General features: G+C 64.8%; 30 protein-coding genes. 17 read left to right on the forward strand and 13 right to left on the reverse strand.

All coding sequences use genetic code 11. The features are described from left to right. The first annotated feature begins 98 nt into the window (after positions 1–98). Positions 99–602 (forward strand): hypothetical protein, encoded by a 504-nt coding sequence (locus tag FJ430_RS24670; protein WP_226891884.1) that lies wholly within the window; start codon positions 99–101, stop codon positions 600–602. Here the strand turns inward: FJ430_RS24670 and FJ430_RS24675 are convergent. Further along, positions 582–866 carry a hypothetical protein gene (locus tag FJ430_RS24675; protein WP_140710827.1) on the reverse strand — a complete coding sequence of 95 codons (285 nt, stop codon included), beginning with the start codon at positions 864–866 and terminating at the stop codon, positions 582–584. The genes FJ430_RS24670 and FJ430_RS24675 overlap by 21 nt on opposite strands. Before the next feature lie 220 nt (positions 867–1086). On the opposite strand from FJ430_RS24675, the gene FJ430_RS24680 reads away from it, so the two are divergent. Then, positions 1087–1929 carry a slipin family protein gene (locus FJ430_RS24680; RefSeq protein ID WP_140710825.1) on the forward strand — a complete coding sequence of 281 codons (843 nt, stop codon included), beginning with the start codon at positions 1087–1089 and terminating at the stop codon, positions 1927–1929. A 99-nt stretch (positions 1930–2028) separates the two neighbouring features. Here FJ430_RS24680 and FJ430_RS24685 read toward each other — a convergent pair whose 3' ends face one another. Both FJ430_RS24685 and FJ430_RS24690 read right to left on the reverse strand, forming a co-directional pair. Continuing rightward, entirely contained in the window at positions 2029–2340 is a 312-nt protein-coding gene (locus FJ430_RS24685; RefSeq protein ID WP_140710823.1) for a hypothetical protein, read from the reverse strand. 282 nt (positions 2341–2622) lie between these two features. Continuing rightward, complete coding sequence (locus FJ430_RS24690) at positions 2623–4098, reverse strand: MFS transporter (protein WP_140710821.1); 1476 nt, start codon at positions 4096–4098, stop codon at positions 2623–2625. Positions 4099–4229: 131 nt separating this feature from the next. Here FJ430_RS24690 and FJ430_RS24695 point away from each other — a divergent pair, with 131 nt between their 5' ends. The 3 genes from FJ430_RS24695 (at position 4230) to FJ430_RS24705 (ending at position 5860) form a co-directional block, all read left to right on the forward strand. After that, the gene (locus FJ430_RS24695; protein WP_140710819.1) at positions 4230–5159 is read left to right on the forward strand and encodes a LysR family transcriptional regulator; all 930 of its coding nucleotides are present in this window, start codon (positions 4230–4232) and stop codon (positions 5157–5159) included. A 163-nt stretch (positions 5160–5322) separates the two neighbouring features. Further along, entirely contained in the window at positions 5323–5538 is a 216-nt protein-coding gene (locus FJ430_RS24700) for a hypothetical protein (protein ID WP_140710817.1), read from the forward strand. Between the two features lie 94 nt (positions 5539–5632). Next, positions 5633–5860 carry a hypothetical protein gene (locus FJ430_RS24705; protein ID WP_140710815.1) on the forward strand — a complete coding sequence of 76 codons (228 nt, stop codon included), beginning with the start codon at positions 5633–5635 and terminating at the stop codon, positions 5858–5860. 44 nt (positions 5861–5904) lie between these two features. Here the strand turns inward: FJ430_RS24705 and FJ430_RS31650 are convergent, their stop codons facing one another. From FJ430_RS31650 to FJ430_RS24715, 3 genes are all read right to left on the reverse strand, one after another. Beyond that, a complete protein-coding gene (locus FJ430_RS31650) occupies positions 5905–6027 on the reverse strand; it encodes a hypothetical protein (RefSeq protein WP_264296028.1) in 123 nt (40 codons plus the stop codon). Between the two features lie 727 nt (positions 6028–6754). After that, positions 6755–6943: a hypothetical protein gene (locus FJ430_RS24710; protein ID WP_140710813.1), complete on the reverse strand. Its 189-nt coding sequence runs from the start codon at positions 6941–6943 to the stop codon at positions 6755–6757. 170 nt (positions 6944–7113) lie between these two features. Then, positions 7114–8046, reverse strand: coding sequence for a hypothetical protein (locus FJ430_RS24715; RefSeq protein WP_140710811.1), 933 nt, complete (start codon positions 8044–8046; stop codon positions 7114–7116). A gap of 243 nt (positions 8047–8289) precedes the next feature. Here FJ430_RS24715 and FJ430_RS24720 point away from each other — a divergent pair, with 243 nt between their 5' ends. The 4 genes from FJ430_RS24720 (at position 8290) to FJ430_RS24735 (ending at position 11778) form a co-directional block, all read left to right on the forward strand. Beyond that, positions 8290–8511: a hypothetical protein gene (locus FJ430_RS24720; RefSeq protein ID WP_140710809.1), complete on the forward strand. Its 222-nt coding sequence runs from the start codon at positions 8290–8292 to the stop codon at positions 8509–8511. Positions 8512–8785: 274 nt separating this feature from the next. Then, positions 8786–9346, forward strand: a complete 561-nt coding sequence (locus FJ430_RS24725; protein ID WP_413467801.1) for a RidA family protein — start codon at positions 8786–8788, stop codon at positions 9344–9346. 85 nt (positions 9347–9431) lie between these two features. Continuing rightward, positions 9432–9653: an alkylphosphonate utilization protein gene (locus FJ430_RS24730; protein ID WP_140710807.1), complete on the forward strand. Its 222-nt coding sequence runs from the start codon at positions 9432–9434 to the stop codon at positions 9651–9653. A 139-nt stretch (positions 9654–9792) separates the two neighbouring features. Continuing rightward, positions 9793–11778: an acyltransferase family protein gene (locus FJ430_RS24735; protein ID WP_140710805.1), complete on the forward strand. Its 1986-nt coding sequence runs from the start codon at positions 9793–9795 to the stop codon at positions 11776–11778. Positions 11779–11830: 52 nt separating this feature from the next. Here FJ430_RS24735 and FJ430_RS24740 read toward each other — a convergent pair whose 3' ends face one another. Beyond that, entirely contained in the window at positions 11831–12184 is a 354-nt protein-coding gene (locus FJ430_RS24740) for a cupin domain-containing protein (RefSeq protein ID WP_140645422.1), read from the reverse strand. Positions 12185–12489: 305 nt separating this feature from the next. Here FJ430_RS24740 and FJ430_RS24745 point away from each other — a divergent pair, with 305 nt between their 5' ends. From FJ430_RS24745 to FJ430_RS24760, 4 genes are all read left to right on the forward strand, one after another. After that, the gene (locus FJ430_RS24745; protein WP_140710803.1) at positions 12490–12831 is read left to right on the forward strand and encodes a hypothetical protein; all 342 of its coding nucleotides are present in this window, start codon (positions 12490–12492) and stop codon (positions 12829–12831) included. A 172-nt stretch (positions 12832–13003) separates the two neighbouring features. Further along, positions 13004–13318 carry a hypothetical protein gene (locus FJ430_RS24750; protein WP_140645421.1) on the forward strand — a complete coding sequence of 105 codons (315 nt, stop codon included), beginning with the start codon at positions 13004–13006 and terminating at the stop codon, positions 13316–13318. Between the two features lie 176 nt (positions 13319–13494). Beyond that, entirely contained in the window at positions 13495–13827 is a 333-nt protein-coding gene (locus FJ430_RS24755) for a hypothetical protein (protein WP_140645420.1), read from the forward strand. 128 nt (positions 13828–13955) lie between these two features. Beyond that, complete coding sequence (locus FJ430_RS24760; RefSeq protein ID WP_140645419.1) at positions 13956–14282, forward strand: hypothetical protein; 327 nt, start codon at positions 13956–13958, stop codon at positions 14280–14282. Between the two features lie 99 nt (positions 14283–14381). Here the strand turns inward: FJ430_RS24760 and FJ430_RS24765 are convergent, their stop codons facing one another. Continuing rightward, positions 14382–15473: an ISAs1 family transposase gene (locus tag FJ430_RS24765; protein ID WP_226891885.1), complete on the reverse strand. Its 1092-nt coding sequence runs from the start codon at positions 15471–15473 to the stop codon at positions 14382–14384. Between the two features lie 89 nt (positions 15474–15562). Here FJ430_RS24765 and FJ430_RS24770 point away from each other — a divergent pair, with 89 nt between their 5' ends. Then, positions 15563–16837 (forward strand): DUF763 domain-containing protein, encoded by a 1275-nt coding sequence (locus FJ430_RS24770; RefSeq protein WP_140703626.1) that lies wholly within the window; start codon positions 15563–15565, stop codon positions 16835–16837. 195 nt (positions 16838–17032) lie between these two features. Here FJ430_RS24770 and FJ430_RS24775 read toward each other — a convergent pair whose 3' ends face one another. The 5 genes from FJ430_RS24775 to FJ430_RS24800 all read right to left on the reverse strand — a co-directional run bounded on the left by FJ430_RS24775 (position 17033) and on the right by FJ430_RS24800 (position 19765). After that, on the reverse strand, positions 17033–17263 hold the full coding sequence (locus tag FJ430_RS24775) for a hypothetical protein (RefSeq protein ID WP_140703624.1): 231 nt from the start codon (positions 17261–17263) through the stop codon (positions 17033–17035). A gap of 116 nt (positions 17264–17379) precedes the next feature. Further along, on the reverse strand, positions 17380–17976 hold the full coding sequence (locus FJ430_RS24780; RefSeq protein ID WP_140703622.1) for a DUF6456 domain-containing protein: 597 nt from the start codon (positions 17974–17976) through the stop codon (positions 17380–17382). A gap of 278 nt (positions 17977–18254) precedes the next feature. Then, on the reverse strand, positions 18255–19103 hold the full coding sequence (locus FJ430_RS24785; RefSeq protein WP_140703620.1) for a GcrA cell cycle regulator: 849 nt from the start codon (positions 19101–19103) through the stop codon (positions 18255–18257). An 87-nt stretch (positions 19104–19190) separates the two neighbouring features. Continuing rightward, complete coding sequence (locus FJ430_RS24795; protein ID WP_140703618.1) at positions 19191–19487, reverse strand: hypothetical protein; 297 nt, start codon at positions 19485–19487, stop codon at positions 19191–19193. Further along, positions 19484–19765 (reverse strand): hypothetical protein, encoded by a 282-nt coding sequence (locus FJ430_RS24800; protein WP_140703615.1) that lies wholly within the window; start codon positions 19763–19765, stop codon positions 19484–19486. Before FJ430_RS24800 ends, FJ430_RS24795 begins: the two co-directional genes overlap by 4 nt. A gap of 80 nt (positions 19766–19845) precedes the next feature. On the opposite strand from FJ430_RS24800, the gene FJ430_RS24805 reads away from it, so the two are divergent. From FJ430_RS24805 to FJ430_RS24815, 3 genes are all read left to right on the forward strand, one after another. Further along, positions 19846–20478, forward strand: coding sequence for a helix-turn-helix transcriptional regulator (locus FJ430_RS24805; RefSeq protein ID WP_140645412.1), 633 nt, complete (start codon positions 19846–19848; stop codon positions 20476–20478). 193 nt (positions 20479–20671) lie between these two features. Further along, positions 20672–22075, forward strand: a complete 1404-nt coding sequence (locus tag FJ430_RS24810) for a tetratricopeptide repeat protein (RefSeq protein WP_140703613.1) — start codon at positions 20672–20674, stop codon at positions 22073–22075. Next, positions 22048–25119, forward strand: a complete 3072-nt coding sequence (locus FJ430_RS24815) for a tetratricopeptide repeat protein (RefSeq protein WP_140703608.1) — start codon at positions 22048–22050, stop codon at positions 25117–25119. The genes FJ430_RS24810 and FJ430_RS24815 overlap by 28 nt, the downstream gene beginning before the upstream one ends. Positions 25120–25163 lie beyond the last annotated feature (44 nt).

The following is a 25163-nucleotide window of genomic DNA, read 5'->3' on the forward strand; positions in this document are numbered from 1 at the left end:
CGCTTCGGAAAGGTGTTAAGCGCCATTTCCTTCGCATTCCCGAGGATGCCACGCCATCATAAGTCCTGTATGGTCGCCACATGTCTCGGAGGGCGACCATGCAAAACGGATTGGCAAAATTCATCATGGCTGCTCCCATCGCGGCCACCCTGCTGGCCGCAGCGCCCGCCCATGCCGCCTCCTGCGCCTGGTCCGCCAAGATGGAAGAAGACGAGGGCGGCAGCGTGATGACGGCGTCGGTCTGCGGCGGGCCGAAGGGCGATGCGCATCTGATGCTGGCCTGCTTCGACAGACCGGTGCTGAGCTATGATCTGGGCGCCGCCGGCGGACAGCTCGAGCCCGGCATCAGCGGCTCCTTCACCTTCAAGGCCGGGGGCAAGAGCGTGACCAAAAAGCTCGAGCTCGAGGCGATGTACAATTACTTCACCGCCGAGCTCTCCGGTCCCGCCGACCCGTTGCTGGCGCTCTTGCGCGGCAAGGGCGAAGTGACGGTTTCCGCCGACAAATATGGCGCGGCAAGCTTTCCGCTGAAAGGCTCAGGCGCCGCAATCGGCAAGGTGCTGGCAGCGTGCGGCAAGGGTTCAGGCGGCGAGGCGGATTGATGCCTGAGCGCGCGCTGGCGCCCGCGCGTTCCATCGCTTTTCACGCCTTCCGTGGAAGCGGAATTGCTTGGAAGCCACCGTCTGGCACAGCCAGCCGCGTGGCGTCGCGTCCGCCTGCCTTGGCAGCGTAGAGCGCCTTGTCCGCCTGGACTGGCCGCGCGTGTTCTTGACGTAGCAGAAGTCCGGCGGCTGGGCGACGGCGGCGGGCAGCAGGTCACGCTCGTTGGTGACAAGCTGCGTGTGCAGCACGACGAGGCCGGCCACTTGCGGTTGTTATGCGGTTGCGCGTCGGTGGCCAGTCCCATGGCGAAACCTTTCGTCCCGCACCATATAAATCTCCGCCGGCGATGATTGCCCTCGCGACAAGCGTGATCGATCCCAGAATGCCGGCCAGGCGGTCCATCCCGGGCCGCCGACGCTCCTCGCGAGGCCCGTTGCGGCATCGCGCGACCCTGTCACCGGCCGCGACACAGGAGCTTTATCCATGAATCCGATCACCCTTTTCCTCACCGCTGTCTTTGCGCTCATCGGCGCCGGCGTCGGCGCGCTTGCCGGGCCATGGGCGGGCGGGCCGTTCTTCGTCATCGCGGCGCTGATCGCCGCCTCGCTGAAGATGGCCAACACCTGGCAGCGCTTCGTCGTGCTGCGCGCCGGCAATCTGCTGGGTGTGCGCGGTCCCGGCCTGTTCATGATCGTCCCGGTCCTCGACAATGTCGTGGCGGTCATCGACCAGCGCATCCAGACCACCGCCTTCAACGCCGAGGAGGCGCTGACCAGGGATACCGTGCCGGTGAATGTCGACGCCGTCATCTTCTGGCACGTCCATGACGCGCGCCAGGCGGCGCTGGAAATCACCAACTACCGCGAGGCGATCGACCGCGTGGCGCAGACCTCGCTGCGCGAGATGATCGGTTCCTCGATGCTCTCCTCGCTGCTTGCCGACCGCCAGGCCGCCGACGCGCATCTGCGCGACGTCATCGGCGCCAAGACGGCCCAATGGGGCATCACCGTGATGTCGGTCGAGATCCGCGACGTCGCCATCCCCGTGGCGCTGCAGGACGCCATGTCGCGCCAGGCACAGGCCGAGCGGGAGAAGGAAGCGCGCGTCATCCTGGGCTCAGCCGAGGCCGAAGTCGCGGCCAAGTTCGTCGAGGCCGCCACCACCTATGCCGATCATCCGGCGGCGCTGCAACTGCGCGCCATGAACATCATCTATGAGACGACCAAGGAGCGAGGCGCCACCATCCTGATCCCGACCGGGTTGGTGGACAGCCTCAACCCAGCAGCGGCACTGGTTCAGGCCGGCGTGCTGAAAAGCGCAGCGTAGGGAGATTGCATCCTCCCGACGCATCATAAAAATCCGGTCCGGCTGATGCGCCATAACGCGCCAGCCGGACCGGATTTGTCTTCGATGATCGATGGAACCTCAGTAGTCGGAGCCGCCCTCGACGACGACCGGACGATGATGGTGCCGGTGGCCGATCGAACCGGTGACGACGACGGTGTCGTCACGGCGGTGATGGCGGTGACGCCAGCCGCGTTCGCCATTGTCATAGAAGGCGACCGTGCCGTGATGGCGGTGATGCAGGCGGTGGCCTTCCTCATTGATGATGACCGCCGGGCGGTGGTGGTAATGATGCCTGTGATGCGTGCCGATGACGATATCGGCCTCGGCCGCGGAAGCCACGGTGGGGGCGGCGACAAAAAGCGCCAGGGCAGCAAGAAGCACTGTTTTCATTGCTCTTTTCCTAATTTCTGAATCATCCCTTCGCCGGTAAACCGCTGCCCGCCGCTTTGGTTCCGGGGCAAGACGGACATCGCCATCCGCTTCCGGCGCTCGATCGAGATCAGGTGGGAGGATGGGCCGGTGCCGCAGTGGATGGGGTCCGTTGGGGTAGCCGAGGCACCGGCCGAAGGCGGAATGGGCACCGCCGCAAGGCAAAGATAGTCTTCGCGGCCGGCGGCGAAATTACGCGATCACGGAAGGCTGGAATCTCTCCCTTGAGAGGTCCAAGGAAGATCACTCGCTCCTTCGTCCAGCCACCGCAATCACCGCTGCGACCACCACCAGCATCGACGCCGCGGCGAAGGTGAACCGCATTCCGCCGGCAACCGCCTCAGGCGGCGCCGCCGCGATGTTCCCCGTCCCCACGGCGAAGGCGAACACCGCGCCCATCACCGCCGTGCCGGTGACGAGACCGAGATTGCGCGACAGGCTGAGCATGCCCGACACCACGCCGCGCTCGTTCCTGTCGACATCGGCCATGACGGCTGTGTTGTTGGCCGCCTGGAAGAGCTGGTAGCCCGGAGTGAGCAGTATGATCGCCGCCGCGTAGCCGGCAACGCCGAAGAGGCCTGGCAGGGCGGCCAGCGCGACGCAGCCGGCGACCATCAGCATCAGCCCGGCGGTGACCATCGCCGCCGCGCCGAGGCGGTCGACGACGCGCCCGGCAATGACGCCGCACAGTGCCGAGACGACAGGCCCGATCGACAGCACGGCCCCGGTTGCCGCGTCGCCGAGGCCCAAGGCGCGCGACAGGAAGAACGGGCCGACGACCAGCGTCGCCATCATCACCGTCGAAACCAGCGCGTTCATGGCGAGGCTCGGCGCCAGCACCGGGTCGCGCAACAGCGCGAGCTTGACCAGGGGTGATGCCACCTTGGCCTCAACGACAACGAACAGCACCGCGCCAGCCGCGGCCGCGCCAAGCAGCGCGATGTTCAGGCCGCCGAAATGGCCGCGCCCCATGGTCATGGACAACGCATAGGCGGCAAGCGTGGCGGCAAGCAGCAGCGTGCCCAGCATATCGAAACGACCCCTCGCCTCGCCATGGACACCTGTCGCTCGTCGGACGATGCCGGCTGGCATCGCTCGGCGGACGATGCCAGCCGCTTCGCTGGCGGGCATCGCCGCTGGAAGGAAGCGCCAGGCGGCGAGCAGCGCGACGGCGCCGAGCCCGGCGTTGACGAGGAAGATCGAGCGCCAGCCGAGAATGGCGATCAGCACGCCGCCAAGCGAAGGCCCCAGTGCCGTGCCGACCGCCGACATGGTGCCGAGCAGACCCATGGCGCTGCCGGTGCGTTCCTTCGGCACCGTCTCGCCGACGAAAGCCATCGTCAGCGCCATCATCACCGCCGCGCCCAGGCCTTGCACGGCGCGGGCGCCGATCAGAAAGGCCAGCGACGGCGCGAGCGCGGCGGCAAACGAGGCGGCGCTGAACAGCGCCAGGCCAACAATCAGCAGCGGCCGGCGGCCGACGAGATCGCCGAGGCGCCCGACGATGACGATCAGAACGGTGATAGCGAGCAGATAGGCCAGCACCACCCATTGCACCGCCGCAAAGGACGCGGCGAAGGCCACGCTCAGCGTCGGCAGCGCGACATTGGCGATGCTGGTGCCGAGCGAGGAGACGAGCATGGCAAGCGACAGGCTGGCCAGCGCGCCCGCCGCCGAATGGCTTCCAGGCGCGGCGCGGGTTTCGGCGATGTCGGCCATGATCTTCTCCGTCGATTGAACTTGCCGGGGAAGATAAGCGTGCGATCGACATGGCGGAACACGCAGCGTTTGCACCTGAACAGTGCATCAGACGCCATGTCCGTCTGACGGATCCATGCTATGGTCGCGCCATGTCGCGACCCGATCTCAACCTGCTCGTCACGCTGGATGTGCTGCTTGCCGAAGGCAGTGTCGCCAAGGCCGCGCGGCGCCTGAAGCTTAGCCCCTCGGCGATGAGCCGGGCGCTGGCGAGGCTGCGCGAGACAACCGGCGACCCGCTTCTGGTGCGCGCCGGACGCGGCCTGGTGCCGACGCCGCGCGCCATCGAGCTGGGCGCCGAGGTCGGCCGGCTGGTGACGGAAGCTGAAGCGGTGCTGCGGCCGGCCGAGCGGCTCGAGCTTGCGCGGCTCGACCGCAGTTTCACTCTCCGCAACAGCGATGGTTTCGTCGAGAATTTCGGTCCGGCGCTGCTGGCCCGCGTGGCCGAGGAGGCGCCGGGCGTGCAATTGCGCTTCGTGCCCAAGCCCGACAAGGACAGCGGCCCGATGCGCGGGGGCGCGGTCGATCTGGAGACCGGCGTGGTCGGCGGCTCGACCGGACCCGAGATACGCGCGCAGGCGCTGTTCCGCGACCGCTTCGTCGGCGTCGCGCGCGCTGGCCATCCTTTGAGCGAAGGCCGCATCACCGCCGCCCGCTTCGCCGCCGGCCGACACATATTGATCTCGCGCCGCGGCCTCGACCGCGGCCCGGTGGACGACGCCTTGGAACGCGCCGAGCTGACGCGGAAAGTCACGACCGTGGTCGGCGGCTTTGCCGAGGCGCTGGCGCTGGCACGCGGCTCCGACCTCATCGCCACCGTGCCGGAGCGCTATACCGGCACCCTGCGCGAGGGCCTGTTCACCTTCACGCTGCCGGTGAAGCTCGCCGCGCTGACGATCTCGCTCTTGTGGCACCCGAGGCTCGATGCCGATCCGGCGCATCGCTGGCTGCGCGGGCTGGTGAAAGAGGTGTGCCGCCTTTCCTCTCCCTCCTTTCACCACGGCGAGGAACCCTTGCCCTGATACGCCGGCCCCACGGAACCAACCGCGCGTTGCAGGCGATATCCCTATAAATATTAGCCATAACTAATGTATACTATCGCACGCAGGACAAACCGTGTCTGTCATGGAACCCGCGGCGCAATCAGCGCGTTCCCGGGCGCCTGTGAAACAGCCGGAGGCTCGCTTGAGCGAATTCAGGAAGTTCGCCTGCCCCCGCTGCCTGGGCGCCGGCAAGGTGTTCGAGTGCGGGAAGCAGGTGGCGTCGAACGGCACATGCTACCCCTCGGGTGCATTGCACGACAATTGCCCGGGACAACTGGTTTCCTGCCGGGCCTGCAACGGAACCGGCCTGCGCGGCTACAGCGCGCCCTCCAATGTACAGGCTTCCCCGATCAGCTGATGGCCGGGCGTGGGAATCTTGCATTTTATTCGCCATTTCTAATATAAAAGGCGCTTGCGCGAGAAGCGAAACGGCGGGCGCCCTGGAGGCGCGCATGAAAACCTATCGCGTCGAGGAAATAGACGGCGGAGCCGTCGTCGCGGTGCATTCGGCGGAAGCCAAGACGCCTTTCGAGGCGGCTGAGAAGGCGCTTGGCCGGAAAGTCACGTTGCGTGCCGGCGCTGACAGGTGGGTCCGCGTCGTCGACCTCACCGAGCGGCCGAGGCCGGTCAGGCTCAGGCCCACGATCTTCGAATTCAAAGCAATCGGACAGAGGAAATAGGCGATCCGTGGCTTTGAACGCTTCGCACTTTTCCCGGAATTGCTTCAGGTGCTGGCGCCGCCCATCAGCGCGGCGACCAGAGTCGCCAGAAAGACAAGCAGCCCCAATGCGATCCGATCCAGCCATGACCGCCGTCTGGCAAGAACCTCGAACAACCGATTGGCCATCGCAACTTCCCCCATTCGTTGGCGACATTGTATCACGTCTTTCATGAGCGGATCATGAAACGGCACACAAATGGGTCCGATGCCGTTTTCAACGGCGAGACCCGTCTTCGCCGGGCGCGAATGCTGCACTGCCGAATTGCACCCAAAAAAAGTCGGGGTCGAAGTGACATGCCGGCCGGCGAAAAATCAGCCTATTCAAGCGGATAGGCATATATGTGCGGCGCGGCCTGGTGGGCATCGGAAAAGCCCGGAATTCCGCTATTTCGGGGCTTCTTGGCTTGGCCCCGGCATGACCGCAAAGCGTGCTTCGGGCACGAAAAGGCGGCTAAAAGGCGCTCCCGGGCCGCTCGCCGGCGGCGTTGACAGGACACCGCGCCAATGGCACTCCGCAAACCACTGGTCACGCCATGACCGTTGCTGTTGGGGACGGACGGGGTTTCAGCAGCTTGGCGGCGGCGCCGGACGGGCGGGCACCTTCGAAGTGTGCCGCCCGCTCCTGGCCGGTCCAGCTTTCAGCTTTAAAAGTGCTTGCTTAAAACCGATCAAAGCCTGCGGCGCGTTCCTGAGAAACTCAGAACGTGAAGCCCGAGGATGGCACTGCGGCGGTCACCGCCGAAAGCCTGTCACGTCTGGCAAGCGTCGGTTTGCGATATGGCTTCTTCATCGGCTGTCTCGGCCCGGTCGACGATGAAATCAGGACAGCAAGATATGGCCGGCGTCCGCCGCGTCAAGCGGAAGGATAAATTTGGCGGAAGGATAATTCGGCGAGCGCGTAAATTTGGCTGGCGAGCCGATCGGCTCGCCAGCCAATGTGATCGGTGCGCCTGTGTTTCGGCGCGGGATTCGAGGCGTTCGCGACGACGCTCGACAGCTTCTGGCGCTTCGACAGCACCGGCTTCTCGTAAGTCTTCTTCATGGGAAGCCCTTTGCCCAGTTTTTACGCGCGTAGCGGTAACGCCAACCGGATTCGCGTCAAAGAACATTCGCGTGATCGACGTGCAATGAGGGCTGACCACAACCGTGCGGGCTGTGGCTGCCGGCAACATCCGGCGCCGCCCCCCGATGGAACTTTACGACCGCGTTAGGTCAACCCGAGTGCTGCAGCCAATGGCGGTCGAACACGTCGAGGATGGCGCGGAACTCTCCCGGTGAAATCTGGATAGCGCCGTCATCGCTGTAGGCGTCAAGGAACTGGTCGAGCTGCCGGTCGACCGCTTCCGGATGTTCCAGGCCGATACCGAGGCTTACCAGGTCGGCGGCAATCGAACCGCCGGCCGGCAGGTACCCGCCCCATGTCGCGGCGCCGGTTGCCGCATCGCGCAGCCGCACCAGCAGTATCCGGGTCAGCGAGGGCTGCGCTTCGGGACCAATGACGGCCGAGCCGCACATATAGCCGCCGAGCACGCTGACCGGCTGTGTCTGCGGGAACAGGCACAGGAAGAACTGCGTGTCGCCGCCGACATCCTTGAGATGCAGATAGACACCGCGCTTTGCCGGCATCACCGGGCCGACGAGTTGCAAGTGCCCCGTCGGCAACGTCTCGCCATAGGTAGCCGTCAGCCCATGCACGCCTGGCCCGGCCTCGATCGACAGGCGGCCCTTGATCAACTGGCCGCGATAATAGGGCGACCAGGCGCGAGAATAGCATGCATAGGTTCCGGCAAGCCCGGAGCCGGCGCCGCGCTCGTCATGCGAGGAGGCATCGAACTGCATGCCGGCGCGTCGCTCCAGCTCGGCGCTGTCGACGCCGTGGCGGGCCGCGATGGCGGCGGTGAAGGCCGGTAGCTCGCTCTCGGCGATCCAGGCGCCGGACTGCTCCAGTTCGAGCAGCCTCGCCCAGTCGTCATAGACGCTCATCTGTCGCGGCCGCGCGCGGCCTTGCAACCATTTGTCGGCGCGGCCGAGATCGAACGCGGTGTTCGGGTTGACGGCGCGGAACGCCGCCGCCAGGTCCTTGCGGGTCACCGTTCCCAGCAAGGCCGAAGTCAGCCTTAGTTTTTGCGCGATTTGCTGCGCCATGCAAAAGGTCCCCGATGTTCTTCGCCGCCTAAGCAGTTCGGCGTTCCGGCGGGAATCGCCGAGCTTCTCCGACGCTCCTGGCTAGCGCGCCGGCAAACAATCTCCATTCCCGGCGGCGGCGTTTGTTTTCCATCCACTAATATTACTGGAATTCCAAAGAATTCCACAGTGTTCCGCGCGCGTGGCCTTCGCGACGAGACAAGCGGCGCTAGGGTCGCTTCGGGGTGAATTCAGGGAGCTGCCATGAAAATCCTTCTATCCGCGCTTATTATGGCGCTTGCGCTGTCGCAAGCCGCCGAAGCCAAAACGAAAATCCCGCTGACCGAAACAAAGACCGGCGCCGAGAAGAGCCGGCAGCCGCTCGATCAGACGGCCACCGGCGGCATCGTGCCTTCGGCCGGCCTGACGTCGAAGGGCGCCGAACCGGGCCAAGCCTATCCGCAGCCCCTGGACCTTCACTTCTAGAGCAATTCCGGAAGCCGTGCTCGACGGTTTTGGTCCGCTACCGCGTAAGACAAAAGGTAGCCATTCCGGGGACCCATAGCCGGTTCATCATCTGGGATCGGCGGGGAAAGCAGCGGCCGGACGGCCGAACCAACAGCCGCCAGCCTGACGGCTGGGGGCTTGGCGCCGCCGGCGGGGGCGGCGCCTGCCCGCGCGGATGCAAGGCCACGATCCGCGCGGGTCAGGCTTCCGACCAGTCGCCCCCAGATCATTCTTCTTCGGATCCAAGCCGTTCTTGACGAATGGCCAGCGAACCGGAAAGCTCGGCAACGGCGCCGCAATGGCGCTGTGCGAGAAGGAAGGCCGTGCCATGCCGGGTGCCGACGAAAAGCTTGCCGCGCTCGGCATCGTACTGCCACCGCCGTTGAAACTGCCGCCGGGCATGGTGCTGCCCTTTCCCTGGGTGAATGTGCGCGGCGACCGCGCCTATATCTCCGGCCACGGGCCGCAGGAGCCGGACGGCTCGCTTGCCGGCCCGTTCGGCGCGGTCGGCGAGAGCGTGTCGCTGGGCGAGGCGCGGGCTTCGGCCCGCAAGGTCGGGCTGTCGATGCTCGGCAGCCTCAAACGCGAGCTCGGCAGCCTCGACCGGATCACGGGCTGGTGCCGCGTGCACGGCATGGTCAATTCGGCATTGCGCTTCGCCGAGACGCCGGCGGTGATGAACGGCTTTTCGGAGCTCATCCTCGAGGTCTTCGGCCCTGAGATCGGCCGTCACGCCCGCACCGCCGTCGGCGTTGCCGCCCTGCCCCTGAACTTCCCGGTCGAGATCGAGGCCGAAGTGATGATTGGGTGGTGAGCCTCCCTTGGTTCCAGCGCAGCTTGACCAGGCCGTGGTCGGCGCGATAGGCGGGCCGAGGCCATCCAACCGATGAAAGACCGCCATGACGGACCTTATCGTAAAAGACAGCAACGGCACGCCGCTGAAAGACGGCGACTCCGTGATCCTCATCAAGGACCTCAAGGTCAAGGGCACGTCGGAAACGATCAAGCGCGGCACGCTGGTGAAGAACATCCGGCTCAACGGCAATCCCGGCGAGATCGAATGCAACACCAAGCAGGTCAAGGGCCTGGTGCTGAAGACAGAGTTCCTGAAGAAGGCGTGATGGCGGGGGAGATCGAGAGGGCCGCCCTCGCCCTCCCCTTATGTTGCACCGCGTTAGATTTGTTGCATTGCGATATCGGCGCATAGGGCCGAGGCTTTAGGGAGGCGGGATACGAACAAGCATCGTGAGGTTCGTATTCGTGTCAACACCTGCGCAGGATTTCCGGCCCGACATCGAAGGCTTGCGGGCGGTGGCCGTGGCGGGCGTCGTCGCTTTCCATTTCGGCCTCACCGCGCTGCCCGGCGGCTTTGCCGGGGTCGACATCTTCTTCGTCATCTCGGGCTATCTGATCACCCGCCATCTCGCCGCCGAGATTTCCGGGACCGGCCGGCTCGACCTTTTGCGCTTCTACGCCCGGCGCGCGCGGCGCCTGCTGCCGGTGGCGCTTTTCGTCATCGCCGCGACGCTCTGCGCCGGCGCGCTCATCCTGTCGCCGGAGGAGCAGGCGCTTTATTCCAAGGGCGCGATGTTCGCCTCGGCGTATATGATCAATCTGTGGCTGATCCGCTGGTCGTTCGACTATTTCGCCAATGACGCCACGAGCAACCCGTTCATCCATTACTGGTCGCTGTCGGTCGAGGAGCAATTCTATCTTGCCTGGCCGGCGCTTTTGCTGCTGGCCGCCTGGATGAAGCCCGGCAAGCGCGCCATCATGATTGCGATCGGCGCCGTCGGCCTCGTCTCCTTCATCGCCTGTGCCTGGCTGACGAGCGTGTCGCAGCCCTGGGCCTTCTATTTTTCGCCGCTGCGCGCATGGGAATTTGCCGCCGGCGGCCTCGTATCGATGGCGCCGGCACGGCTGTTGCAGGAGCGCCCGCTGCTGGGGCGGGCGTTAAGCCTGACCGGCCTGACGATGATCGGGGCCGCATATCTCACCTTCAGCGAGGACGCTCCCTTCCCCGGCTTTCTGGCGCTTCTGCCGGTTGCCGGCACGGTCCTTCTGCTCAAGGCGGGAGCGGCCGGCGCCAGGGACGGCTCGCGCAATTCCGAATGGAATTGCGTGAATGCCGCCCTGGCGCTGCCGCCCTTACAATGGATCGGCAAGCTCTCCTATTCGCTCTATCTGTGGCATTGGCCGGTCATCGTCTATGCCAGCATGCTGGCGCCGGAGCTGACGCCGGCCGAGCGGCTGCTGTGCCTCGCGGTGACGCTGGCGCTCTCCATTCTCAGCTATCATCTCATCGAGAACCCGATCCGTCGCAACGGCTGGCTGATGGCCAGTGCGGCGCGGGCGCTGGTGCCGGCCCTCCTCCTGACCGGCACCGGCGTCGCAGCCGCCTATGGCAGTGCCAGGCTTGCCGTGCACGACCTCGATCCGGAACAGCGCATCATCGCCGCCAGCGCCGCCGAACCGTCGACGGCCCGGGCCGAAGCCGGCTGCGTGCAGGATTACCAGAGCGTGACGCCGAAGCCTTGCGTGTTCGGCGATGGCCAGCGCCTCATCGCCCTCTTCGGCGACTCCCATGCCGACCATTGGTCGACGCCGCTGATCGAGGCGGGCCGGAAGAATGGCTACCGGGTGGTGACCTGGCTGAAGAATTCCTGCCGCGCCTCGCGCATCAGCGTCTGGTCGTCCGAGCTCAAGCGTCCCTACAGCGAGTGCGACCGCTGGCGCGAGCAGGCGATCGCCGAGATCATCGAGGCGAGACCGGCGCTGGTGGTCATCTCGGAGCTGGCGCTGACCAGCGGCCGCAAAATGGCCGGCCGCAGCGGCGACACGCGGAGCCAGGACGCCGACTGGCGGGCCGGCCTGCGCTCCACCCTCACCAGCCTGAGCAAGGCTGGGCTCAAGGTCGCCTTCATCCGCGACGTGCCGTTCAACAACGCCAATGTCGACACCTGCGTGGCGCGGGCGCTGTGGCGGGACGAGACGCCCTCGCGCTGCGACCAGACGCGCGCCTACGCCGCCAACGACGCCATGGCGGCGGTGGAACGCGACATCGTCGACAGCATTCCCAACGCCGCTTACGTCGACCTCACCGACCGCTTCTGCAGCGCCACCATTTGCCACGTCTTCATCGACGGCAAGCTCGCCTTCCGCGACCAGCACCATATGGCGACGCCATTCGCGGAATCGCTGGAGCCGGAGGTGGAGAAAAGGGTGATCTCGAAGGTGGGGCGCTGAAGCTGTCAATCTCCTCCCTCGTGGGGGAGATCAGCAGGTTCAGCGCAGCCCCCTACTCCACCACGACGACGAAATGCTTGGTCACCGGCTCGAGGATCTTCCAGGTGCCCTTGAAATCCGCCTCGACGACGAAGGCATCGCCGGGGCCGACCTCGACCGGCTCGCCGCCGTCGGGGGTGATGATGATGCGGCCGGCGATCATGTGGACGAATTCATAGTCGGTGTAGGTGGCGTGATAGGTGCCGGGCGAGGCGCGCCAGGTGCCGGACATCACCTTGCCGTCCTCGGTGGTGTGCTGCACGGCCGTCTGCATGGTCGGCGAGCCTTCGACAGCGATCCAGCCCGGCAGGTCGCCGCCTTCGGCATGCTCGACGGGGCCGAATTTGAGAATGGTGGGTCTGGTCATCGGATGCTCCTGGGGTCGCCGGAATTGGCTGGGGATGAGATAGCCGATGGCGGCATGCGGTGCACGCGGCGATGCGACAAAGCGAGGCGAAGCGGCGACGGATGCCTACGGAACCGATAGCTGTCTGAGGCGATAGGCCGTGGCATATTAGCAACACTTAACAGGCGTCGCACAGAGTTTGCGGCATTGAGCATCACTGTCCCGTTTCGGGACTGGCATCAGCCTTGCTATAAAGAGATTGCCGGTGTCCTCCCGCCGGTCCTGATCGGGGGATCAGGTCTTAAATCTCGCCGGGCGTGTGGGCTTTGGGCACCAGGGGCAAGCCCGGCGAGTTTTCTTTCTCCATTGTCATGCCGACTGGCGGACGCCCCGCCCTTCCTCCGCGGCCTGCAATTGCTTCCGGCGCGCCGGCCGGCGGCGGTCGGCGGGTTTTCAACGTGACCGCCGCCTTGTTCGAAAGCGCGCCGGTCACCGCGTCGACCCATGCCAAAGGCGACGATCTGTCGGGCTGGGTCGCGGTCGAAGGCTTGCCGACCATGCAGACGGGCGGGCAGTACACCATCGAGCCTCCCTGCTGCCTGGCAATGATCAGAGATATTTCGCCGGCGTGCGACGCGCCGCCGCCCGGTCGGTTGCAGATACGCTAATAAATATCTGAGCTCATTGCCTTACGGAGAGGCAGCAATGCGCCGGACCAAGCGGCTGGCGCCGCGGCCAGTGCCTTGTCCAAGGGCGGCAACCCGACGGTTTTCGGGAACATGCACCGCTCGAAACCGTTGTCTTGCCGAAGGGGCGTCCTGCAAACTCAAGGAGGCAGCGATGAAAAAGCTTCTGCTTGCTTCGATGATCGCCATCGCCTCGGCGTTCGCGATCGCGCCGGCCAGCGCCGGCGGCGTTCAGCTTGGTATCGGCATCGGGCCGGGCTATGATGACGACTATTATGGCGGCTATTATCCGCACCGCTACTACCGCCACGTCTACAATGACGATTACGATAATGGCGGCTATGTGGTGCGCTACCATCACCGCTATCATCGCCATCATTGCCGCACCGAACTGGTGACCCACTGGCGCCGCCACCACCGCGTGGTGGAGGAAGTGCGGGTGTGCGGTAATGGCTACAACCGCTACTAAGCGCGCCAACGTGGATCGCGCGGGAACCGCCTCCGGCGTCCCGCGCGATCGCCGATCCCGCCCCGGGGCGGCTCCCGGCGCTCACAAAGCCTTCAAATCTTGCTGATTGCGCGACGCGGCCGGACTTTTTCGGCGTGCCGCGCGTTATCATGGCGAACCTCAGGAGAAGGCTTGTCATGCGCAAATTGGTGTTTGCCTCGCTGCTCGCCCTGGCTTCGGCTGCGACCACCGTCATGCCTGCGGATGCAGGCAATGTATTCCTCGGCGGCAGTTATTTCGACTACGGCCCATTCGGCGATTTTTACGACAGCTACGGCTCCGTGCCGGTCTATGGCTCTTATTGGGGCGGCCCCTATCTCAACTACGCCCCCGGTGAGCATGACGACCATGACAGCTTCTATGTCGCCCCGCCGAATGCCGCACACGCCCGCCGCCATTGCCGGATCGAAATGGTAAGAACCCGCAGTCATGACCATCGGTTCATGCGGCAGGTGCGCGTCTGCGGTTAGCCATGTCCACCGCCGGCGGGTGAGTGCGACTTCAAATCCCGGCGATTTTCCGGGCAGGCGCGCCAGTTCCTTGGCAGCCTTTCGGCGCGCCAAGCGTTGTCGATGCGAACCTTCAGGAGGAGGTTGCCATGAAAAAGCTTCTACTCGCCTCCGCAATCGCCCTCGCGTCGGCGGTGGCCACGGTCGCGCCGGCAGACGCTCAGGGATTCTTCGGCCTCGGTATCGGACCGTTTGGCGGCTATCCGTTCTACGGCGGCCCGTTCTATGGCGGCCCGTTCTACGATTACGGCGGCCGCTACTACGGCCCGCGCTACTACGACGATTATCCCGGCTACGTGGTCCGCTATCCCCACTACCGGTACCATCGGTATCATAGACATTACTACGTCTATCCCCACCGGTACCACCACAGGCACCATTACCGGCACCATCACAGGCTCTACGGGCGCAGGTAGCAGCGGCTGCACACCGACAAGCTGATCTTCCCTTGTGGGGAGATCCGCCGCTTGCAAATCTCCGCCGAAATGCCATCTAAGTCGCCGGTTCCAGCAGGGCTATCGCATATGAGTGATTGCATTGATGAGATAGTCGTCGTTCCAGGCGCATTTCTTGATGCGATGGCTGATGGGGACTTTGGCAGCATCGGCGGCCTGAAGGATGTTTCTAGCGAGGCGATTGAGAAGGGCTGTGTTGGCGGGAGCATTGTCCTTGCGGGCCCGGCTGAGATCCTCATCAAGATGGACATCGAGCATCCAATGCAGGCCGTTCTCGATCTGCCAATGAGCTCTAGTGAGGTCGAGCGCCTGCTGAGGCGACATGAGCGTGGAGGCCATGAACAGGCGCATCAACGGCTTGGCCTGATCGCGTCGGCTGGTGATGCGGATGAAGGCCAGGTGGCCAGGCATCAGCGGCTCGGCCGCCGCCACGATCTCGGCTTGCCGCCATTCGTTGCGGCCGTGGCTGGTCTCGGTCCGCTCGGCAATGGAAGGGGTCGCGTCGGCCAGTTTCAAGTTGGCACGGCGCAGCCAATGACGCCGGTTGCCCTTCAGCGCAAGCAGGTAATCGCCACCTCTTTGGGTAATGGCCGCAGCCATTCGGGTATGACAGTGGAGCGCGTCGGCGGTGACCAATCTGCCCGTAAGATCAATGAGTTCGACGACTTTGAGCGCGGCCTCGACTTCGTTCTCACCATCACTCGGCGAGACTGCCGCCAGGCACAGCCGGGTCTCGGCCGCGAAGGCCGACACCGTCAACGGCGGACTGGCTGCCAAGCCCTTCTCGTAGGCCCGCCGCAAAGCCTTGCCGTCAAGCGATACCACCTCGGGCGTCTCTCGGCTGGCTCGGGCGAAAGCGGCGGCAAAGGCGGCAAAAGCGCGACCGAAGGCCTCCGGGTCGAGCAGGCGCAGCAGCCGCGAGAAAGTGTCGTGGCTGGGAGCTGCGTCATAGTCGATCAGCCGCGACAGCGCTTGCTTGCGCTCCTGTGCGAACAAGGCAAATTCCGTCGCATTACTGGCACCGCACAGGCTTGCCGCGATCATCATCACGATCAGGTCGCCAAGCCGGTGCGTGGCGTTGGGCGCGCGGGGATCAGGCACCGCGCCAAAGTAGCTCTCAAGGCAGGAAATGGCAGTCGCTCCTTCGCTCAACTGCCTCTCCAAAGAATCCTTTCTCAGCCTAAACTCAACCCAAAAAACGCCATATGCGATTCCCCTGCCGGTTCCAGGGAGAACGAAAGGTGACGCAGCGAAGCGGCAGCGCCGACCTGCCGCTGCATGGCGGGCAGGTTCCGAAATGGCTGGGCGAGCGCATGACGAAGCTCGGCGCCGTGCTGTGCGAAGCGATCATCCACCATTACGGCCGCGACGAGCTTTTGCGGCGCCTTGCGCATCCCTTCTGGTTCCAGTCTTTTGGGGCCGTGATGGGTATGGACTGGCATTCTTCCGGTATCACCACCTCGGTCATCGGCGCGCTGAAGCGGGGGCTAAATCCGCTCAGCAACGAGCTCGGCATCCATGTCTGCGGCGGGCGCGGCGCGCATTCGCGCAAGACGCCCGGCGAGCTGCTGGCCATCGGCGACCGTGTCGGGCTGAACGGTGAGGCTTTGGCCACCGTCAGCCGGCTCGTCGCCAAGGTGGACAGCGCCGCCGTGCAGGACGGCTACGACCTTTATCTGCACGGCTTCATCGTCACCGATGACGGGCGCTGGGTGGTGGTGCAGCAAGGCATGAACGGCGACGCCCGCCAGGCGCGCCGCTATCACTGGCTGTCGGAAGGGCTGACCAGCTTCGTCGACCAGCCGCATGCGGCGATCGAGGGCGAGGCCCAAGGGCAGATCGTCAACCTCACCGACCGTCGCGCCGAAAAAGCCCGCGGCGGCCAGATCGAGCTGCTCAAGACCATGAGCCCGGAAAAGATCCTCACCGAGCTTGCCCTGCTGGAACCGCGGCCCGAACCTGAGCCCGCCGCGCAGCCGCTGCTGCCCAACCTCGTCATGCCCGCGCATCACGACGTGCGCGAGAGCGACATCGTCATGCGCCGCCTGCACGGCAACATCGCCTCAGCCATTGAAAGCGGCCCGAAGGATTTTCCTGATTTGCTGCTGGTTCCCGGTGTCGGCCCGCGCACGGTGCGGGCGCTGGCCATGGTCTCGGAAGTGGTGCATGGCGCACCCTTTCGCTTCTCCGACCCGGCCCGCTTCTCCCTCGCCCATGGCGGCAAGGACCGCCAGCCCTTCCCCGTGCCGCTGAAGGTCTATGACGAGACGATCGGCGTGCTGAAATCGGCGGTGGGCAAGGCAAAGCTCGGACGAACCGAGGAACTGGAGGCGCTCAGGCGGCTGGACGGCGAGTCACGCCGGATGGAGCGCTACGTGACGGGGCCGAGCTTGAAGGAGATCGTCGCCGGCGAGATGGACCAGTCGCATTTGCTGGGGGGACGGAGTGTGTTTGGGTGGGAGGTGAAGCCCGAGGGTGGCGAGGAGCCAACGAAGACAGACAAGACTGGAGCTTGAGAAGCGTTCGGTCAGCGCTGCCCCGCCGGGCATTTCTCCCCGTGAACGGCGAGAAAGAGGCTGTCGCCGGCGCCGCGCCTCTTCCTTCGCCCCGTTTACGGGGAGAAGGTGCCCGAAGGGCGGATGAGGGGCGGCGCCGAACGTCAGTGATCTTGGGATGCAAAGCGGTTGTGCCTGAAATTGCTTCGGCGGGCGTTACTTCTTCCACTCGATCAGCTGCATTCCCTCCTCGGGCTTCACGTAGTGGATCAGCCCCGCCTTTTCGGACAGGACCATGATCCCTTGTTCCAGATAGCCGAAGGCTTCCTTGGGGTACTGCTCGAAATATTCGTCAGTATCCATGGAGCGGATCACGACGCCTTCGTTCCCTTCCCAGACGAGGACTTTGTCGCCAAGTCTGGCAAGGGTGCCGTCGGGATGTTTCATTGGTCAATCCAAGCGTCTCATGATGCTTGCGCACGATATGTACAGCTGTCCCGCGCCAATTCAGCAGCAGCAATGTAGCTCTGTAGTTATTCCTCAGTAAAGATGATGCTCAATATTCACCCCGCCTTCCGCCCTATCATCCCGTAGTGCACCGCGAGCAGGTCCAGCCCGACCTTCAGCAGCTTGACCACCACGTCGCGCCCTTCGCCTGTGCGTTCGGCGATGGCCTTCACCGACTGGCCTTCGAGGCAGATCTTGCGCACCACGTCCGCCACCTCCCAATGGGCGAGCGCAGCGGCAGCGTGGGCATGCGCCCGGCCGTTTGACAGCACGCGGTCGGGGACGCCGCCGCCAATCCGGCCGCCGTCGACGCGCTCGCTCCAGGATTGCGGCTGCAGGCCCTCGCGCTGGCTGCGCTCGAAGTCGTCGCGGAAGCGCCCTCCTGCCTCACGCTGCTGCCGGCTGAGCGAGGTGATGCCCACCAGCGGGTCGACATTGCGCAGGCGCACGACGCCGCCGGTGGAGGTGTAGCCGCCGTTCGACACCTCATAGACGCGCCGCGCCTCCGCAGTGCCGGTGGTGAGGCGCTGGCGGCCGAAGGAGTCAGTCTTCAGCGCGAAGTCGTGGCCGACCTCGCGGCGGATGCGCACCTGCTCGGCCTCGCCTTTGGGGAGTTTCGGGGGTTGCGGTTTCTTGGCGGCTTTGCGGGGCATGGAGCGGTCCTTTGTGGGTGGCGGGGTGGATGGCCAACGGGAGAGGCTGAGTTCCTTCGCGCATGGATCAAGGTTCCTCGCCCCACGAAGTGGGGAGAGGTGGCGCGGCGAAGCCGCGACGGAGAGGGGTTTTTCGTGGAGCGCCAAGCTCGACAGCGGGTTCTCGCCGCGCGGCGTTTCGTCCTACCGTCGTCGGCGCTATCCCCGTCCGCTTCGCGGACACCTCTCCCCCGCTATCGGCGGGGGCGAGGAACACAAGCGCGCATACGCCTCGCCTCTCACATCCCCCTCCCGCGATGGCCGTGGAACCTGGCATGGTGATGCGCGCAGTAGCTTCGCGTGCCCGCGGTGCGCAAACCGCAGCACAGCATGTCCGGTGCCGGGCGCGCGCCGGCGGGATCGTCTTCCGGCGTTTCGCGCAGCGCCAAGTCGAGCGGCGCGCGGCAGCGGCCGAACAGGCAGTCGAGGAAACGCATCGCCGCGACATGCGGCTGGCGTCCGGGGTTTACCGGCGGCGGCGGCGCGGGCAGCTTGTAGCGCTGCGCTTCGGATTTCTCGCGCCCGCCGGGGGTGAGCCAGGCGGGCGGAAGCATGCGCGCGGGTTTGCGGGGTTTGGATTTCTTTGGCTTGGGAGCGCGGGCGGTGACGGCGTCCGTTTGTGTGGTGATGCCACAGGCTGAGAGGTCGGCCGGACAGCGCTCCCCTCTGTCCCGCCCGTCCTCCGCAGCAGCTGCGCTGCGGCTGCGGAGGGTGGACTGGGCATCGCCCCCAGTTAGGCGGAGATCAAGCGCTTCAGCGCCGGCGCCTTCTACAAGCTCGGCATATCTGGCAAGCGCTGCAGGTTCGGAGAGCGTCACGCCTCCAGCGGCCACCCTGGCGCGCCGGCCGGGGCGATCCGGCCGTGCGGCATGCTTCCTCGGCCGGCCGCCGGCGCGGCCGCCCTTGGGATTGGCGAAGCCGATGGCGCTCAGGCCCGTGTTGCGGTGGACGATGCCGATGATGGCGTTGCGCGAGACCGGAGCGCCGCGCAGGGCGCTGAAGCGGCCGGCGATGCGCGAGGCCGAAAGCCCCTCCTTCAGCCAGGTGGCGATCTCGTCGATTTCCTTTTGCGTGTAGGCGGCGGCCATTCTTCTCATTCCATTTGCTTGTCGAAGGCGCGGACGAGCGCCAGGGTTCGGCCGCGAGGCCGCGGTCAGGTCAGCGATCGGTTGAAGTCAGGCGGTGCTGGTCAGCCGAAGCAGCGCTGCCTCGGCCGCGGCGCGGGTCAGGCCCGACACCGCAAGGCCCGTCGCCCGGTCGAACAGGATGACGGTTCCGTCCTCGGTGCGGATGCAGGATGCGCCGCCACAAGTGGCGGCCGGAGCCGGGGGAGGAACGGCTCCGGCCGCTCCGGTGAACCGGGGTGCGGGCGGTTCGACCGGATCCGGGGCAAGCGCCCCGGAAAGCGCCCGGACCGGGGAGGAGGACGGTCCGGGCGATTGGAATTCATGGATCGAGGGAGGCGCGTTCATGCCGCCTCCCCTTGCATGGCGGCCGCGGCGCGGCCGGCCAGCGATTCGTAGCTGACGCCGGCGATGCCGTGCCTGCGGCTTGCCGCCATCACATGCGGCCAGTGCTGCGGCGCGATGCGGCCGCGCCGGCGCATCTGCCGCGCCGCCTCGTAGCCGCAGCCGACGTCGGCGGCGAAGGCGCCGATGCTCTGCCAGGAATCAATAAGCTCCGGAATGCCGGCGGGCTGGGCGGATCCGCCGGCGGGCGATGCGGAAGAGCTTGCGGAATGTACGATCATGCGCTAAGCGTACGTTATGTACGAATGACGCGCAAGCATAATCGTACACTTTGGACGATTATTTTCAGGCATTTTGTACGATGATGGATTCCCGGCACAGATTGCAGCAGGCGCGCGCCCAGGCCGGCTATGCTTCGCCCAGCGATGCGGCGCGGGCCTTGCGCGACATCAACAAGAACACGCTGATCAGCCATGAGAACGGCAATCGGCCATTGTCCCGGAAAGCGGCGGAGAAATACGGCCGGCTGTTCGGCGTCGACCCCGGCTGGCTCCTGTTCAATGCCGATGGCGCGGAAGCGGCGCCCGTCAGCCTCATGCCCTCGCCCGTCACCGTCGACGTGCCGATCGTGTCGTGGATCAGCGCCGGCGAGCTCGGCAGCCAGGACAGCGTGGTCAACCTCTCCGACTATCCGACCATCCCCACCGCCGACCTCGAGGAGGGCGAATGGATCGCGCTGCGCGTCGACGGTCCGTCGATGAACAAGATCTCGCCGCCGGATTCGATCATCTTCGTCAATTTGCGCGACAAGCGGCTGGTGACCAATGGCTGCTACGTGATCTCGGACGAGACGGGACGCGCCACCTACAAGCGCTACCGCCCGAACGACAACCCGCCGTTCCAGCCGGCGTCCTATATGGATATCCCGCCGCCGGAGCTGGAGGGCGCGATCACCATCATCGGGCGGGTGAAAAGGTCGATGATCGATATGTGAGCCGTTGGGAGCGATGCCGCCAAGCTGAGGCGCTGCTTTGCTTCCCTCTCGCAAGGTCCTCGCCAAGCGCCACTTGGCCCATCCAAGGGCATAAATGCAGCCACCGCAATTTCTGCTTGCATTAGGGAACAAAAACAGAACTATATAGGTATCCGCGAGAGCAGTCGCGATCACTCCGGGGGGAGGATCAATCATGTCACGCCACACCGCCGCGCTGATGCGCGCGTTTGTTGCCTGGCTTTCGCGCGGGCCGCTCCTGGCGCTGGCAGGGGTGGTTGTGCTTGGTGCTTTCGGCGGCAAAACATTCGCGGCTGGCAAAGACTACAACACTTGCTTCAGCGAGAGCAAATTTTCCGCCGACCGGCAGGTTGCCGCCTGCACCGCAATCGCCGAGGACAGAGGCGAGGTGCCTGATCTTCGCGTAAGCGCCTATTTTGTGCGCGGCCTGGCCTATGCACAGAGGAACGATATTGCCCACCTCATCGCCGATATGAACGAGGTGATCGCGCTCGATCCGACTTACGTCCGCGCATTTACCAATCGCGCCATCGCCTGGGAGAGCAAAGGGGATTTCGACCGGGCCGTCGCGGACTACACAAAAGCGATCGCGCTTACGCCGGATGATGCAAGCCGATATGCCGATCGCGCGCGGGCGCTCAACAAGAAAGGCGAGCATGATCGGGCTATCGCCGATTGCGACAAGGCGATCGACATCGATCCCGCCAATGAAATGGCCTATGGCGTGCGCGGCGTTGTGTGGGAAGACAAGGGCGACGCAGCGCGAGCCCAGGCCGACTACGACAAAGCGGAGAGCGTCCGTATTGACCCTATCGCTCCTTACCTAGACCGGGCCCGCTCATCGATCGCCGAGCGTGATCGCAAGCGAGCCAAGGCCGATTGCAAGCGCATCGCCAATATCGATGCGGACAAGGGGCGCGATTGCACGCGACTGATTGTCGAGGCTTTCGGTGAGCCGGGCGACGGCGCGACCGACCCAAACCCAGCTTCTGCTCAAAATGCGATTGGAGTAGAGTGGCAGGAAAAGGGCGACCATACCCGCGCCATCGCCGCATTCGACGAGGCGATCCGGCTCAATCCAGCAAGTTCCGCTTTCCACTTCAACCGCGCCAAGAGCTGGGCCTCAAAGAAGAATTATGCCCGCGCTATCGCCGATCTGGATGACGCCGTTCGCCGCGATCCGGCCAACGCCCAAGCTTACCGCGTGCGCGGCATGACCATGGCCCAGATCGGCAATTCACGAGAGGCGTTTGCCGACCTCGACAAAGCGATTGCCATCAGCTCCGACGATCCAAAATCGTATTTCGAGCGGGCAGTCGTCTGGGAGGCGAAGGATCCCGACAAGGCAATTGCGGACCTCGACAAAGCGATCGCGCTCGATCCGGCCAACGCCGACTACCGCAAAGAAAGGCTCAGCGTCCAAATCAGCAGGAGCAGGGCGAACGGGCAACCCGTGCTGCAGTCGCCGAGTCATATGCGCCGCCGCAACTATATGCCAAGCAGGATAACTCCGCCGCCATTGCTTGGAACCTCAAATCGGGGTTGCAGGCGATGCAGGTCGACCCCAAGGGCGCGATAGATACATTCAGCTTTGTCATCGGCCTCGATCCCTACAATGCAGATGCCTATTACAACCGCTCGATCGCCGAGGCACTCGTCGGCAATTTCGACCTCGCCATCGGCGATTGCCGGCGAGCGGTCGAACTCGATCGGAAACGCGCAGGCACGTATTGGGAAAATCTGCCTGGCCAACAGCCGACCGCTACGCAGCCAAGCGGGGATCCGGCGACCGCCAAGACACTGCTCGAGCGCGCCCAGATGCGGTTGTCGAAATACGGCGTCGACGGCGCGCTGCTCGATTTCGACAAGGCGATCAGCCTCGACCCCGACAATGCCGACGCCTATCTGGGCCGCAGCCGCGCCAGGACGCTCAAGGGCGACCAGGCCGGCGCGGCGGCGGATTGCCGGCGCGCCGTGGAGTTGGATTCCGCACGGTCGGCAAGCTGCGACGAGCAGGCTGCCGGCGATGAGGGCAAAACTGAACCGTCGCGGGACCCTGAGCAGCCGAAGGCGGCGGCCGCTGCTCCAAAGCCACAAATCGTCCGTCCGAATTTGGCGGCTACGGACGACACGCTGGCCGCAAAGACCTTGGAGACAAAAGACCAGCGCGCGCTCCAAGCGATCCTGGAAGGCGATGCCTGGCTGGGCATGGGCAAATACGACAAGGCGATCGGCTCCTATGACGTGGTGATCGCGCTCGAACCCGACAACCGCTTCGGCTACTTCGGCCGCGGCAGGGCCAGGGCCGCCATACGCGATTATGGCCAGGCGATCGCCGACTTCGACAGGGTCATCCAGTTTGCCCCCAATTTTGCCGCCGCGTATTTTCACCGGGGGCTCGCCAAGGTGACGTCCGGCGACGTCGATGGCGCGCTTGCCGATTGCGATCGTGCAGCGACGCTCGACCCGAAGGCGCGCGACGCCCACTATTGCAAAGGCATGGCCTGGCACGCCAAGGGCGACACCGGGCGCGCCATCGCCGCTTATTCGGTGGCGATCGGGATCGATCCCGGGCATGACGCCAGCTACTACGCGCGCGGCATGGTGCGGGCGGATCGGAAAGACTATGCCGGCGCCATCGCCGATTTCGATCAGGCGCTCAAGCTCGATCCCGGCAATGGTGACTATGCCGTAGCCCGCAAGGCAGCGGCGGACGTCAGCGGGGAGCCTGCCGATGGCATGACCAAAGCGGACGGCTCCGACATAACGGCGAACGAACAGAGCGCCACCGCAGTTGCGCCAGCAGAAACCCCGTCTGCGGTCAAGCCTGGTGCGAGTGACGATCTTTCGCTTGCCGATCCGAAGTTGGCGAAGCTTATCGACACCAGTGATCCCCGCGTCCTCGTCGCGGTGGCCAACGGCGACAGCCTCTTGCACGAAGAAAAGTATGACGAAGCGATCGAGGCCTATGAAGAGGCCATCGCTATCGATCCTAAGAGCCCGCTCGCCTATTTCAGCCGTGGCAGGGCGTTTGATGGCAAGAAGGATTTTACCCGCGCGATCGCCGATTACGACAAGGCCATCGCCATTATTCCCGATGCGGCCGCGCCGCTCATGCGCCGTGGTCTGGCCAAGGCCGCAGCGGGCGACGCGGACGGCGCGCTTGATGATTGCATCAAGGCCATCAGGCTCGACCCGAAAGCGAGCGGCGCTTTCTTCTGTTCCGGAGCGGCCTGGTACGCCACGGGAGACCCGAAGCGAGCGATCGAGGCATTTTCAGCGGCGATCGAGATCGATCCGAAAGACGCCGCAAGCTACTACGGACGCGGTATGGTGCGAGCCGACGGCAAAAACTACGCCGATGCCATTGCCGACCTCGACCAAGCTGCCAAACTAGACCCGCACAATCCAAACTACGCCGCCGCGCGCAAAGCAGCGATGGCCACGCAGAAGAAAGGCGGTGCCGGCGGCAACGCGATCGCGCCATCCTCGAAGAAGCTAAACGCTCTGGTCGATCGCGGCTACGCCTTCTACTACAAGGGCCAATATGATCGTGCGATCGCCCAATTCAACAAGGCGATGGCGCTCGATCCGCAAGATGCCTCGCCCTATGTCGGACGGGCCATCGCGCTTGTCGACAAAGGCAAATACGACGCGGCGATCGAGGACTACAACAAGGTCATCGGGCTCTACCCTGACTACTCGGACGCTTACATGGGCCGTTCCGTCGCGTGGACCAAAAAGAACGAACCGGATCGCGCCATCGCCGATTTGAGCCGTGCAATCGAGCTCGACGCCAATGACGCGCAGGCCTATTTCGGGCGCGGCGGCGCCTTCGCTGCCAAGGGTGACTTTGGCCGGGCGATCGCCGATTTCGACCAGGCGCTGAAGCTCGATCCGGAGATGAGCCTCGCCCGCAAGGGCCTCAAGCTTGCGGCGGCGGCGAAGGCAAGGACGTCAGGCAAGATCGAGAGCGGAGCGGCGACCTCGGCGGGTGGCATTCCGCCTGGAGCCAGGGCGGCTTTCAACAATGCACAAGTGCTGGACAGCAGGGATGACTATGACGGCGCCATCGCGCAGTATGGCAAAGCGATTGCCCTGTTCCCCACCTTCCGAGACGCATATGTAGCGCGCGCCATCCTTTGGGAGACGAAGGGCGACTATGCCCGTGCCATCGCCGATTTCAGCCAGGCGATCACTATCGGCCCCGACATCGGTGACACTTACAGCGATCGCGGCCGCGTCCTCAGCTACCAGGGGGACTATGACGGGGCATCGGCGGATTACGAAAACGCCGTCCGTCTCGATCCAATGAACGCAAGGATCTATGCCGGTCGAGGCATGTTCCGCATGAAGCACCACGAAGACACAGGGGCATTCAGCGATTTCGAAACGGTTCTTAGACTCGATCGCAATAACGTTTTCGGTTACTTCGGCCGCGGCACGATCCGCGCCCGCAAAGCGGACTATGACGGCGCCATCGCCGACCTCAACCAAGCGATCAAGTTAAGGCCAAATTTCGCTGGCGCATACAAATCGCGTAGCGCTGTGTGGGAAGCCAAGGGCAACCGCAAGCGTGCGGAAGCCGACCGCAAGAAGGCGCTGAGCCTTGGGGCAGAGTGAGAAGGGTGTCGGAGCGCAGGCGGATGTCACCTTGGAAATGGTTG

The organism is Mesorhizobium sp. B2-8-5 (assembly GCF_006440675.2).
Taxonomy (GTDB): domain Bacteria; phylum Pseudomonadota; class Alphaproteobacteria; order Rhizobiales; family Rhizobiaceae; genus Mesorhizobium.

What these genes read in the sequence shown, in the direction of transcription:
- FJ430_RS24670 (WP_226891884.1), top strand. Translation starts at nt 99, where the DNA reads ATGCAAAACGGATTGGCAAAATTCATCATGGCTGCTCCCATCGCGGCC.
- FJ430_RS24680 (WP_140710825.1), top strand. Translation starts at nt 1,087, where the DNA reads ATGAATCCGATCACCCTTTTCCTCACCGCTGTCTTTGCGCTCATCGGC.
- FJ430_RS24685 (WP_140710823.1), bottom strand. Translation starts at nt 2,340, where the DNA reads ATGAAAACAGTGCTTCTTGCTGCCCTGGCGCTTTTTGTCGCCGCCCCC.
- FJ430_RS24690 (WP_140710821.1), bottom strand. Translation starts at nt 4,098, where the DNA reads ATGGCCGACATCGCCGAAACCCGCGCCGCGCCTGGAAGCCATTCGGCG.
- FJ430_RS24695 (WP_140710819.1), top strand. Translation starts at nt 4,230, where the DNA reads ATGTCGCGACCCGATCTCAACCTGCTCGTCACGCTGGATGTGCTGCTT.
- FJ430_RS24705 (WP_140710815.1), top strand. Translation starts at nt 5,633, where the DNA reads ATGAAAACCTATCGCGTCGAGGAAATAGACGGCGGAGCCGTCGTCGCG.
- FJ430_RS31650 (WP_264296028.1), bottom strand. Translation starts at nt 6,027, where the DNA reads ATGGCCAATCGGTTGTTCGAGGTTCTTGCCAGACGGCGGTCATGGCTG.
- FJ430_RS24710 (WP_140710813.1), bottom strand. Translation starts at nt 6,943, where the DNA reads ATGAAGAAGACTTACGAGAAGCCGGTGCTGTCGAAGCGCCAGAAGCTG.
- FJ430_RS24715 (WP_140710811.1), bottom strand. Translation starts at nt 8,046, where the DNA reads ATGGCGCAGCAAATCGCGCAAAAACTAAGGCTGACTTCGGCCTTGCTG.
- FJ430_RS24720 (WP_140710809.1), top strand. Translation starts at nt 8,290, where the DNA reads ATGAAAATCCTTCTATCCGCGCTTATTATGGCGCTTGCGCTGTCGCAA.
- FJ430_RS24730 (WP_140710807.1), top strand. Translation starts at nt 9,432, where the DNA reads ATGACGGACCTTATCGTAAAAGACAGCAACGGCACGCCGCTGAAAGAC.
- FJ430_RS24740 (WP_140645422.1), bottom strand. Translation starts at nt 12,184, where the DNA reads ATGACCAGACCCACCATTCTCAAATTCGGCCCCGTCGAGCATGCCGAA.
- FJ430_RS24750 (WP_140645421.1), top strand. Translation starts at nt 13,004, where the DNA reads ATGAAAAAGCTTCTGCTTGCTTCGATGATCGCCATCGCCTCGGCGTTC.
- FJ430_RS24755 (WP_140645420.1), top strand. Translation starts at nt 13,495, where the DNA reads ATGCGCAAATTGGTGTTTGCCTCGCTGCTCGCCCTGGCTTCGGCTGCG.
- FJ430_RS24760 (WP_140645419.1), top strand. Translation starts at nt 13,956, where the DNA reads ATGAAAAAGCTTCTACTCGCCTCCGCAATCGCCCTCGCGTCGGCGGTG.
- FJ430_RS24775 (WP_140703624.1), bottom strand. Translation starts at nt 17,263, where the DNA reads ATGAAACATCCCGACGGCACCCTTGCCAGACTTGGCGACAAAGTCCTC.
- FJ430_RS24780 (WP_140703622.1), bottom strand. Translation starts at nt 17,976, where the DNA reads ATGCCCCGCAAAGCCGCCAAGAAACCGCAACCCCCGAAACTCCCCAAA.
- FJ430_RS24785 (WP_140703620.1), bottom strand. Translation starts at nt 19,103, where the DNA reads ATGGCCGCCGCCTACACGCAAAAGGAAATCGACGAGATCGCCACCTGG.
- FJ430_RS24795 (WP_140703618.1), bottom strand. Translation starts at nt 19,487, where the DNA reads ATGAACGCGCCTCCCTCGATCCATGAATTCCAATCGCCCGGACCGTCC.
- FJ430_RS24800 (WP_140703615.1), bottom strand. Translation starts at nt 19,765, where the DNA reads ATGATCGTACATTCCGCAAGCTCTTCCGCATCGCCCGCCGGCGGATCC.
- FJ430_RS24805 (WP_140645412.1), top strand. Translation starts at nt 19,846, where the DNA reads ATGATGGATTCCCGGCACAGATTGCAGCAGGCGCGCGCCCAGGCCGGC.
- FJ430_RS24810 (WP_140703613.1), top strand. Translation starts at nt 20,672, where the DNA reads ATGTCACGCCACACCGCCGCGCTGATGCGCGCGTTTGTTGCCTGGCTT.
- FJ430_RS24815 (WP_140703608.1), top strand. Translation starts at nt 22,048, where the DNA reads ATGCAGGTCGACCCCAAGGGCGCGATAGATACATTCAGCTTTGTCATC.